Source organism: Crocosphaera watsonii WH 8501 (assembly GCF_000167195.1).
In the GTDB taxonomy this organism is placed as follows: domain Bacteria; phylum Cyanobacteriota; class Cyanobacteriia; order Cyanobacteriales; family Microcystaceae; genus Crocosphaera; species Crocosphaera watsonii.
In genome coordinates this window covers 1-10716 of the sequence record NZ_AADV02000150.1, presented here as the reverse complement: position 1 = coordinate 10716, position 10716 = coordinate 1, and the positions used below count along the sequence as shown (strand labels likewise).

At 36.0% G+C, this 10716-nt stretch carries 9 protein-coding genes and 1 pseudogene; 7 read left to right on the top strand and 3 right to left on the bottom strand.

Features of this window, described 5'->3' with window-relative positions:
* Nucleotides 1-415: 415 nt before the first annotated feature.
* Nucleotides 416-1942 carry an IS5-like element ISCwa2 family transposase gene (locus CWATDRAFT_RS26215; RefSeq protein WP_007307833.1) on the top strand — a complete coding sequence of 509 codons (1527 nt, stop codon included), beginning with the start codon at nucleotides 416-418 and terminating at the stop codon, nucleotides 1940-1942.
* On the opposite strand, the gene CWATDRAFT_RS26210 is transcribed toward CWATDRAFT_RS26215, so the two are convergent.
* A complete protein-coding gene (locus CWATDRAFT_RS26210) occupies nucleotides 1902-2336 on the bottom strand; it encodes a hypothetical protein (RefSeq protein WP_007305720.1) in 435 nt (144 codons plus the stop codon). The two genes, CWATDRAFT_RS26215 and CWATDRAFT_RS26210, sit on opposite strands and share 41 nt — an antisense overlap.
* A gap of 79 nt (nucleotides 2337-2415) precedes the next feature.
* On the opposite strand from CWATDRAFT_RS26210, the gene CWATDRAFT_RS26205 reads away from it, so the two are divergent.
* From CWATDRAFT_RS26205 to CWATDRAFT_RS26185, 5 genes are all read left to right on the top strand, one after another.
* A complete protein-coding gene (locus CWATDRAFT_RS26205) occupies nucleotides 2416-3855 on the top strand; it encodes an NF041680 family putative transposase (protein ID WP_007307834.1) in 1440 nt (479 codons plus the stop codon).
* 483 nt (nucleotides 3856-4338) lie between these two features.
* The gene (locus tag CWATDRAFT_RS26200; protein WP_007307835.1) at nucleotides 4339-5532 is read left to right on the top strand and encodes a glycosyltransferase; all 1194 of its coding nucleotides are present in this window, start codon (nucleotides 4339-4341) and stop codon (nucleotides 5530-5532) included.
* Between the two features lie 174 nt (nucleotides 5533-5706).
* Nucleotides 5707-6792: a hypothetical protein gene (locus CWATDRAFT_RS26195; protein ID WP_007307836.1), complete on the top strand. Its 1086-nt coding sequence runs from the start codon at nucleotides 5707-5709 to the stop codon at nucleotides 6790-6792.
* 33 nt (nucleotides 6793-6825) lie between these two features.
* Nucleotides 6826-7014 carry a DUF4089 domain-containing protein gene (locus tag CWATDRAFT_RS26190; protein ID WP_007307837.1) on the top strand — a complete coding sequence of 63 codons (189 nt, stop codon included), beginning with the start codon at nucleotides 6826-6828 and terminating at the stop codon, nucleotides 7012-7014.
* The gene (locus tag CWATDRAFT_RS26185; RefSeq protein WP_007307838.1) at nucleotides 7011-8378 is read left to right on the top strand and encodes an AtzE family amidohydrolase; all 1368 of its coding nucleotides are present in this window, start codon (nucleotides 7011-7013) and stop codon (nucleotides 8376-8378) included. The genes CWATDRAFT_RS26190 and CWATDRAFT_RS26185 overlap by 4 nt, the downstream gene beginning before the upstream one ends.
* A gap of 146 nt (nucleotides 8379-8524) precedes the next feature.
* On the opposite strand, the gene CWATDRAFT_RS26180 is transcribed toward CWATDRAFT_RS26185, so the two are convergent.
* Entirely contained in the window at nucleotides 8525-9964 is a 1440-nt protein-coding gene (locus CWATDRAFT_RS26180) for an NF041680 family putative transposase (protein WP_007307832.1), read from the bottom strand.
* Between the two features lie 79 nt (nucleotides 9965-10043).
* Here CWATDRAFT_RS26180 and CWATDRAFT_RS26175 point away from each other — a divergent pair, with 79 nt between their 5' ends.
* Nucleotides 10044-10439 (top strand): hypothetical protein, encoded by a 396-nt coding sequence (locus CWATDRAFT_RS26175; RefSeq protein ID WP_007303072.1) that lies wholly within the window; start codon nucleotides 10044-10046, stop codon nucleotides 10437-10439.
* Between the two features lie 122 nt (nucleotides 10440-10561).
* Here the strand turns inward: CWATDRAFT_RS26175 and CWATDRAFT_RS26170 are convergent.
* Nucleotides 10562-10716 (bottom strand): annotated as a pseudogene (locus CWATDRAFT_RS26170) (restriction endonuclease subunit S); the annotation flags it as partial.

The following is a 10716-nucleotide window of genomic DNA, read 5'->3' as shown; positions in this document are numbered from 1 at the left end:
GGAGGGGGGGGGGAACGGATCACTCGAGCTCGGTACCTTACTAGAATTAGCCATGAAATTCTACTTGGGGCAAACCTAAAGCTTCAAAAAGTTTATAGTAAGCCTCGTATTGGACTTTGGATAAAAAACAATTGTTAGCGTAAATTTTACGCTAAACATATCTCCAGAGCTAAAATAGAGAATTAAGGTGATTTTAAAAACTCTCTTTCCATCTTTTTAGGGAATTTTAAATATTAAATAGCTTCATTCAGTTTCGGTTCCAATATAGATATCTAAGTAGGGTTTGCTGAATAAAAGCAAAACCCTATTCTTTAAAAGGTTACACCCATATTCGCGATCGCAAAAAAGATCAGCTTTGTCGGCTACAAACCGCTATAATTGGTAGAAACACCTCCCAGTTGTTGGTCAAGAACAAATGTATCGAAAAGAGGAGCAACCTTTACCGCCCCCAGAAAAATTTGAATTACCTTTCGAGGGCAAATTGTCCCCCAATAATCGTTGGGTAATCATGGCAGAGTTGATACCTTGGGATGATTTTGAGGAAGAATATGCTAAACTTTTTTCAGCAGAAAAAGGTGCGCCGGCCAAACTATTTAGAATGGCATTAGGGACATTAATTATTAAGGAAAAATTAGGAACAAGTGATAGAGAAACTATAGAACAGATTAGAGAAAATCCCTATCTACAATACTTTATAGGTTTAAATTGTTATCAACAAGAGCCACCACTGGAATCTTCAATGCTAGTTCATTTTAGGAAAAGAATTGATGGAGAATTGATAAACAAAATCAATAAAAAAATAGTAAAAAGAGAAATAGACAAGAGTGATAAAGAAGTAAAAAAAAAGGATTGTCTCCAAGAAAAAGGAGAAAAAATAAAAAATAAAGGTAAACTAATTTTAGATGCGACTTGTGCGCCAGCAGACATCAAATACCCAACGGATTTAGGCATATTAAATCAAGCCAGAATTGAGACAGAAAGAATAATAGATAATCTTTATAAACCATTAAGAGTAAAATTGAGAAAAAAGCCGAGAACTTCTAGAAAAATTGCTAGAAAGGAATACTTAAAAGTAGCTAAAAAACGAAAAGTATCTTATCAAGAAAAAAGAAAAGCTATCGGGAAACAGTTAAAATACCTTAAGAAAAATTTAGGAAATATAGAAGACTTAATTCAAGCTGGGGCTTCCCTGGAAAATCTGAGTAAAAGACAGAAAAATTGTCTAGAGACTATCAAAAAAGTTTATGAACAACAACAGTCAATGTGGGAGAATAAGACCCAGAGTGTTCCTCAAAAAATTGTAAGTTTAACTCAACCGCATATTCGTCCAATAGTGAGGGGAAAAGCAGGAAAAACAATAGAGTTTGGAGCTAAACTCTCAGTAAGCTGTGTAGATAACTATGTGTTTCTAGACAAAATAAGTTGGGAAAACTTCAATGAATCTTGTCATTTAAAAGAACAAGTAGAAAAGTATAAAGAAACGTTTGGCTATTATCCCGAATCCGTCCATGTAGATAAAATTTATCGAACTAGGGAAAACAGAAATTGGTGTAAGGAAAGAGGGATAAGAATCAGTGGTCCGAAGTTAGGAAGACCTCCGAAAAATGTCAGTGAAGAAGAAAAGAAACAAGCCCACTCCGATGAATGCTTCCGTAATGCTATTGAGGGAAAGTTTGGACAAGCTAAACGAAGATTTAGCCTAAATCTCGTGATGACAAAACTCCCTGAAACCTCCATTACATCTATTGCTATTACATTTTTAGTTGTCAATCTTTCTAAACTTCTGAGGCAGTTTTTGTCGCTTTTTTTGTCCTTATTTACCAATAATAGAACAGGAGAACTCATCAAGCCGCCTTTCATTAATTTTGATTATACTTTAAACAATTTTTATATACTAAAACTTATTGATTTGTCAGAAAATTCTTGGTCAAAAGTGGCATAAATTTTGGAGAAACTTTTTCAGCAAACCCTAAGTAGCTTTCAGTTAGAGATTGAATGACTCGTTCTAATTCATCAATGAGATTTCTCCTAGTGAGTTTTTCTACAGCATCAATATGAGCAGAACTTCCGGCTCGTCCTAAATATTTATATTTGGTTTTTTTCTCATTATTAGTGGCCATAGGAAAAATTGATTCAGCAGCCTGTAGTTTATAATACCAGTAGATTGTTCCCTTTCCATTAACCTGATAACGAATAATATGACAATTAGCTGGTGCTACTTCCCCTTCCCGTTCAATTTTCTTTATTTTCTGTTTAAGAGAGCGAATTAGACTCTTAATTTGTTTGGCTCTCAGGTGGACATCTTGACTGGTCTTAAGTTCGGAATGTGATGACATTAGCCTTAACTGTAACAAACAACCTCTTTTGATGTTAGCGTATATATTCCGCTAATTTATAAGGTAATAAATTTTAAAAATGACCGAAAATGAAACGGCTACGTCTGTCGAGGAATTCCTGGTGTGGAGGTCTAACCTCTTCCAAGGACTAAAAGCTAGAAAAGAAACTATTATAGAATTACTCGATGCCCTCTCCAGTAACCAACAAGCTCACTCAGTCGTTGAATTGTCTCTCAATCCTTTATTTAGAAGAGATTATAACAGTTTATATAGAGGAATTCAAGAGTTTTTACCCACTCAAACTGACCCTAATTATGAACAGAGAATTGAGACTTTATTTTCAGCGGTATCGAGAACAATTCCTCCCACTTCAAAACATTATAACTTATTTGGTATTGACACAACTCCCTGTCCACGACGGTTTGCCGAAACGTTAGCGGATAAAACCTTTATTCATTACCCCAATCCAATTAAGGGAAATAAACCCATTAATATTGGACATTGTTATTCCGTTGTCTGCGCTTTACCTGACCAAATAGACACAGAAAAAGTCCCTTGGGCTGTCCCCTTATCAGGAGAGCGATTCCCCTCTAAACATAAAGGAGTAAATCAAGGCAATCAACAACTAAAAAAAATCTGGCAAAGTTCTTTATTTTCTGATAAATTATCTGTCTTAGTGGCTGATAGTGACTACAGCCAAAAGGATTTTATTGGGGAACAAGTTAAGCATGAAGACGTAGTTACTATTACAAGAGTTAGAAGTGACCGAGTTTTTTATCGTCAATTTATTCGGGACCCAAATCAAGCCAAAACTTCGGGACATCCCCGTTGGTATGGGGATAAATTTGACCTTAAAGATGACCAAACTTGGACTGAACCTGATGAAGTTCATCATGTTCCCTTTACAACGAAAAAAGGTCGTCAATTAACAGTGAATATTTCGGGATGGAAACAGATGTTAATGAGAGGAACTAAAAACTATAAAATGAACAATCACCCCTTTACTTTACTCCAGATTGTTGTCAGAGCTCAAGAAAGAAATAGTATTTGGAAACCTATGTGGCTTATTGTTATTGGTTCTCGGCGCGATGAGTTAAGTTTAGTTGATTGTTATCAGTGTTATCGACAACGTTATGACATGGAACATCTTTTTCGATTTGGTAAACAAAGATTATTGATGACATCTTATTTAACTCCCGATGTACATCATGAAGAAAATTGGTTTAAACTAACACTTCTTTCTTATGTAAATTTGTGGGCTGCCAGAAAATTAGCTGTGGTTTTACCCCGTGATTGGGAACAGTATTTGAAGACTAATAAATCCATCAAAATCACCCCTAGTCTAGTTCAAAGAGACTTTTCAAGAATAATTACGACCTTGGGGACTTTCGCCAAATTTCCCAAACGTCGAGGTTTTTCTTCCGGACGTATTAAAGGTTACAAAAAAGCCCCACGAACTCGTCATGATGTTATCAAGAAAGGGAGCAAAAAATCAACTGAAAACTTAAAAGCTCCTTAGTTTTCCTCAGAATCTATAGATTAGCCCTATTTGTCAGCCAATTTTATTGACTGATACAGAGCCGATATTTTGGGATTTTAGTTTAGCGTAAAATATAAGCTAACAGACTTTTTTGTCCAAAGTCCAATTCTTGCAGGGCTTACTAATATATAGCGCAGAATTTTTTGCTTTCTCGGTTCTATCATTTATTCTTAATTAATTACTAAACCACTGAGGTATCTGTGGAAATTATAAACCCAAGTCTTGGGGGATGGAAAGAGTAAGCTTTTTTATCTTGAGTTTTTAGATTTTTCACTCATGAAAGAAGCAATGGGAACCGGATACCTGCGGAATCGCCACGTTCTCTCTTGGAATCGAATTATACCACTACCACAAGCACTTTTCAACTAAAACCGTTAGAACCACCCTCATGAGTTCGATAAACGTTATATTATTGACTGTAACGTTTATTTTTGTTCAGGTACTTTGTGAGAGAGTGTGATTATGCTGAATATTTTAACAATAATTGTTAGTCTATCCCTAGTTATTTGGATCTATTTATTACTATTTCGAGGTAAATTTTGGTTAAGTAATCAACGTATTAATGAGCAACTTCAACCTTTAACTCAATATCCTTCTGTTTGTGCTGTTATTCCTGCTCGCAACGAAGCTGATGTTTTACCTATTAGTCTAAAGTCTTTATTAAATCAAGACTATCCTGGAAATTTATCTATTATTTTAGTCGATGATCAAAGCGATGATAACACAGGAAACGTAGCCCAAGAAATTGCTAATAACTGCCAAAAATCTCAACAGTTACAAGTTATTTCAGGACAGCCATTAGCAGAGGGTTGGTCAGGAAAATTATGGGCCATGAAACAAGGAATTGAACAAGCTAATAAGCTAGATAATAAACCAGATTATTTACTATTAACCGATGCCGATATTGAACATCATGATAGTAATTTAAAAGAATTAGTTAAGCAAGCAGAAATAGAAAAATTAGCCATGACTTCTCTAATGGTTAAGTTAAGATGTGACAGCTTTTGGGAACAATTTTTAATCCCGGCTTTTGTCTTTTTCTTTGAAAAACTTTACCCCTTTTCTTGGGTCAATAACCCTAAAAATAAAATGGCAGCAGCAGCAGGAGGTTGTATTTTAATTCGTCGTCAAATTTTAGAAGAAATTGGCGGCATAGAAGTAGTTAAACAAGCTTTAATTGATGATTGTTCCTTAGCAGCAGCAGTCAAGGCAAAGTTACAAGAAGATAGACAAAATATAAAGCAAGGAATTTGGTTGGGTTTAAGTGAAAAAACCCTTAGTTTGCGACCTTATGAAAACTTAGATTCCATTTGGAATATGGTGGCGAGAACTGCTTATACACAGTTGAACTATTCACCCTTATTATTAATAGGAACTTTATTAGGATTAACTATAGTTTATTTAGTCGCTCCTATTGGTTTAATAATGGGATTAATTATTCAAAATACAGTTATGACTATTTTGGGGGGGATAACTTGGTTATTGATGAGTATTTCTTATCTCCCTACTCTGAAACTATATCAATGTTCTCTTTTGTGGTCATTAACCTTACCTCTGATCGGTCTTTTATATGGTTTAATGACCCTAGACTCTGCTTGGAGACATTGGCGTGGCAAAGGAGGGGGTTGGAAAGGTCGAGTTTACGTCAATTCGTAAATTATTCTAACTTTTCCTAGCTTTTCAGGCTCTTTTCTTGTACTTTAAACTCATTAGTATTTTAGGCTTGGCAGTGCTGCCTATTATCATGGGGTGTGAAGTAGATTCCTCGGAATGATAATTATCCATTATCCATTGTCCATTGTTCATTGTTATTGAACCATAAATATTGCGATGGTTGAACCTATCATTAATGCTATTAACAGCGAAAATTATGAAGAAGCTTCTCAACTGCTTCAACAGTTGCAGGAACAAGAAGCAGATAACATTTGGATTCCCTTTTATCAAGCCCGTTTAGCTGAAGCTCAAGGGGATGTCACTTTTGCTAATCAACGTTATCGAGAATTGTTGCCCAATACCGTCAACCCTAAGCTAATGAGGCAGATTCGTCAAGGAATTGAACGAATTAATCAACAAGAAATTGAACAGCGTCAAACTGCTTTGGACGAAGCAATGGAAGAAAGCGGGGCTTCGGAAATGGGGGTGTTACTCCTTGAGGCTATCCCCAATGAGTCGAAGAAGGCAGCGGCGCAAAAATTTGGGGAAATTATGAAAGTTGATCCCTACACTGCTAGATTACAACTCCCTAGTCGTTCCTGGCGACTATACCGTACTGGAGCCATAGGTAAGCTAAAATTTCAAGCAGAACAATTGCAACAAGCAGAAATTCCCTGTTTCACGGCATTGGTTGCTCATGTTAATGCTCTAAAGGTATACAGTGTTCTTTATATTGAATCCGTTGAACCCAACGTCACTATTGTTTACGAACCCAAAAAAGGACAACGGGATATTTTGACTTTTGATTGGTCGGAAGTTGGACAAAGGGTAGATGGTTTATTACCCATTTTTGAAGAATGTATCGATGTTGGTTTAAAAGGTAAGTTAAAACGGAAGACAGAAATTTTAGATTATGCAAAAATCTGTGATCTTCATCTACCTCAAAAGCAAGCTATCATTCGTTTGTGTGATCAACAATATCGTTTCTTAGAAGGTATCCCATTTTCTGATCTACAAAAATCCCAAGATGGTCAAGCAACTATGAAACAAAGTTGGCAACATATTATGGCTTTTCTCTCGGAAAAAATTCCATCTCTTCCTGCTTACTCGGAGTTTACCCCCTTTGGAGAATCAGCTATTGATTTTCAAGAGTTACTCAAACTTATTCAACCCCATATTAACCTATTACGTCGAGAAGAAACCCCTTGGGATGCTGCTTTTAATTTATACAGTAGTCTAGCTTTTATCAAAACATTTTCCTGACAATTTAAAGCCCTTTAAACAGGGCGCAAAGCCATGAATAATAATCAAACCAACCTCAGACAATATATCGAACAAACTTCCATAATAATTGATTTGCCCATTGCTCCTGAATTTATGCCAGGGGTTGTAGATAATTTGAGTATGATTTCTGAAATTGCTAGTTTCTTCACTGAATTTGAACTACCTGACAATCTTGAAGCTGCCCCTATTTTTGAACCATGAATATTGATTCTTTGGATGCCATTTCCCTTTCTCAAAGAGTTAATAATCAAGAAATTACAGCCATTGAAGTTACTGGGCAGTTTCTTGATTATGTCGAACAGCAAAACCCCAGATTAAACTGTTTTACAACTATCCTCAAAAATCAGGCTTTTGAACAAGCAAAAATTCTTGATATACGAATAGCAAAAGGAGAAGATACAGGGGTTTTAACAGGTGTTCCTTTCGCTGTTAAAAATTTGTTTGACATTGAGGGTATTATAACATTAGCTGGCTCAAAAATCAATAAAGAAAATTCACCAGCAACGGAAGATGCTACAGCAATTAAAAAGTTAAAAGCAGCAGGTGCTATATTAGTTGGTGCTTTAAATATGGATGAGTATGCCTATGGTTTTGTTACAGAAAATAGTCACTATGGGGCAACTCCTAACCCCCATGATTTGAGTAGAATTTCTGGGGGATCTTCTGGAGGATCTGCTGCTGCGGTTGCTGCTAGTTTAGTTCCCTTTTCCTTGGGATCAGATACCAATGGTTCCATTAGAGTTCCTGCTGCTTTATGTGGTGTTTTCGGCTTAAAACCAACTTATGGTAGATTATCAAGGGCTGGTACTTTTTTATTTTCTAATAGTTTAGATCATATAGGTGGCTTTACTCGCTCTGTGAGAGATATGGCAGCTATTTTTGATGTTTTACAGGGTGAAGATCAAGATGATCCTGTTTGTACTTCTTTACCTCCTCAATTATGTTTTGATAAGTTAAATGATGGTATTGATGGTTTAACAATTGCTGTGGCAGGAGACTATTTTCAAGAAGGGGCAGAAACAGCAGCATTAGAAGCTGTTGAAACCATCGCTAAATTGTTAAATACTAAGGAAATAATTAGTATTCCCGAAGCACATAGAGCTAGGGCAGCAGCTTATATTATTACAGCTTGTGAAGGGTCTAACTTTCATCTAGAAAATTTGCGATCGCGTCCCCAAGATTTTGATCCAGCAACGAGAGATCGCTTTTTGGCAGGGGCGTTTATTCCTAATACTTGGTACATACAAGCGCAAAGGTTTCGCCGTTGGTATCGAGATCAAGTTAAAGAGATATTTCAAAAAGTTGATGTTATTATTGCCCCCACAACCCCTTGTGTTGCCACGACATTAGGACAGGAAAAAATGATGATTAATGGAGAGGAAATATTAATTCGCCCTAACTTGGGCCGGTTTACTCAACCCTTATCTTTTATTGGTCTACCTGTGGTATCTTTTCCCATTTTACGAGCTAATAAACTCCCTTTAGGTGTACAATTAATTGCTGCACCCTATCAAGAGTTAAAAATATTGCAAGTGGCAGCTTGTTTAGAAGAAAAGTTAATTTAACTCCTGCCTCCTTTAATTTTGGACTTTGGACAAAAAAAGTTTGTTAGCGTATATTTTACGCTAAACTAAAATCCCAAAATATCGGCTCTGTATCAGTCAATAAAATTGTCTGACAAATAGGGCTAATCTATAGATTCTGAGGAAAACTAAGGAGCTTTTAAGTTTTCAGTTGATTTTTTGCTCCCTTTCTTGATAACATCATGACGAGTTCGTGGGGCTTTTTTGTAACCTTTAATACGTCCGGAAGAAAAACCTCGACGTTTGGGAAATTTGGCGAAAGTCCCCAAGGTCGTAATTATTCTTGAAAAGTCTCTTTGAACTAGACTAGGGGTGATTTTGATGGATTTATTAGTCTTCAAATACTGTTCCCAATCACGGGGTAAAACCACAGCTAATTTTCTGGCAGCCCACAAATTTACATAAGAAAGAAGTGTTAGTTTAAACCAATTTTCTTCATGATGTACATCGGGAGTTAAATAAGATGTCATCAATAATCTTTGTTTACCAAATCGAAAAAGATGTTCCATGTCATAACGTTGTCGATAACACTGATAACAATCAACTAAACTTAACTCATCGCGCCGAGAACCAATAACAATAAGCCACATAGGTTTCCAAATACTATTTCTTTCTTGATCTCTGACAACAATCTGGAGTAAAGTAAAGGGGTGATTTTTCATTTTATAGTTTTTAGTTCCTCTCATTAACATCTGTTTCCATCCCGAAATAGTCACTGTTAATTGACGACCTTTTTTCGTTGTAAAGGGAACATGATGAACTTCATCAGGTTCAGCCCAAGTTTGGTCATCTTTAAGGTCAAATTTATACCCATACCAACGGGGATGTCCCGAAGTTTTGGCTTGATTTGGGTCCCGAATAAATTGACGATAAAAAACTCGGTCACTTCTAACTCTTGTAATAGTAACTAGGTCTTCATGCTTAACTTGTTCCCCAATAACATCCTTTTGGCTGTAGTCACTATCAGCCACTAAGACAGATAATTTATCAGAAAATAAAGAACTTTGCCAGATTTTTTTTAGTTGTTGATTGCCTTGATTTACTCCTTTATGTTTAGAGGGGACTAGCTCTCCTGATAAGGGGACAGCCCAAGGGACTTTTTCTGTGTCTATTTGGTCAGGTAAAGCGCAGACAACGGAATAACAATGTCCAATATTAATGGGTTTATTTCCCTTAATTGGATTGGGGTAATGAATAAAGGTTTTATCCGCTAACGTTTCGGCAAACCGTCGTGGACAGGGAGTTGTGTCAATACCAAATAAGTTATAATGTTTTGAAGTGGGAGGAATTGTTCTCGATACCGCTGAAAATAAAGTCTCAATTCTCTGTTCATAATTAGGGTCAGTTTGAGTGGGTAAAAACTCTTGAATTCCTCTATATAAACTGTTATAATCTCTTCTAAATAAAGGATTGAGAGACAATTCAACGACTGAGTGAGCTTGTTGGTTACTGGAGAGGGCATCGAGTAATTCTATAATAGTTTCTTTTCTAGCTTTTAGTCCTTGGAAGAGGTTAGACCTCCACACCAGGAATTCCTCGACAGAAGTAGCCGTTTCATTTTTGGTCATTTTTAAAATTTATTACCTTATAAATTAGCGGAATATATACGCTAACATCAAAAGAGGTTGTTTGTTACAGTTAAGGCTAATGTCATCACATTCCGAACTTAAGACCAGTCAAGATGTCCACCTGAGAGCCAAACAAATTAAGAGTCTAATTCGCTCTCTTAAACAGAAAATAAAGAAAATTGAACGGGAAGGGGAAGTAGCACCAGCTAATTGTCATATTATTCGTTATCAGGTTAATGGAAAGGGAACAATCTACTGGTATTATAAACTACAGGCTGCTGAATCAATTTTTCCTATGGCCACTAATAATGAGAAAAAAACCAAATATAAATATTTAGGACGAGCCGGAAGTTCTGCTCATATTGATGCTGTAGAAAAACTCACTAGAAGAAATCTCATTGATGAATTAGAACGAGTCATTCAATCTCTAACTGAAAGCTACTTAGATATCTATATTGGAACCGAAACTGAATGAAGCTATTTAATATTTAAAATCCCCTAAAAAGATGGAAAGAGAGTTTTTAAAATCACCTTAATTCTCTATTTTAGCTCTGGAGATATGTTTAGCGTAAATTTTACGCTAACAATTGTTTTTTATCCAAAGTCCAACAAGAAGGTTGAGCGAAGTAATTCATCAGTTAAGCGGATTGATTCTTTACGTTTGTGTCGTATTTCATCAGCTTTATCTAGTATTTTAGCGATTCTTTTTTGTTCTTCTAGGGGTGGGAGGGGGATTTTAATTTGTTCTAATT

Bases quoted from the DNA above. Each gene is read 5' to 3' on its own strand.
- CWATDRAFT_RS26215 (WP_007307833.1), top strand. From the start codon at position 416: ATGTATCGAAAAGAGGAGCAACCTTTACCGCCCCCAGAAAAATTTGAA.
- CWATDRAFT_RS26210 (WP_007305720.1), bottom strand. From the start codon at position 2,336: ATGTCATCACATTCCGAACTTAAGACCAGTCAAGATGTCCACCTGAGA.
- CWATDRAFT_RS26205 (WP_007307834.1), top strand. From the start codon at position 2,416: ATGACCGAAAATGAAACGGCTACGTCTGTCGAGGAATTCCTGGTGTGG.
- CWATDRAFT_RS26200 (WP_007307835.1), top strand. From the start codon at position 4,339: ATGCTGAATATTTTAACAATAATTGTTAGTCTATCCCTAGTTATTTGG.
- CWATDRAFT_RS26195 (WP_007307836.1), top strand. From the start codon at position 5,707: ATGGTTGAACCTATCATTAATGCTATTAACAGCGAAAATTATGAAGAA.
- CWATDRAFT_RS26190 (WP_007307837.1), top strand. From the start codon at position 6,826: ATGAATAATAATCAAACCAACCTCAGACAATATATCGAACAAACTTCC.
- CWATDRAFT_RS26185 (WP_007307838.1), top strand. From the start codon at position 7,011: ATGAATATTGATTCTTTGGATGCCATTTCCCTTTCTCAAAGAGTTAAT.
- CWATDRAFT_RS26180 (WP_007307832.1), bottom strand. From the start codon at position 9,964: ATGACCAAAAATGAAACGGCTACTTCTGTCGAGGAATTCCTGGTGTGG.
- CWATDRAFT_RS26175 (WP_007303072.1), top strand. From the start codon at position 10,044: ATGTCATCACATTCCGAACTTAAGACCAGTCAAGATGTCCACCTGAGA.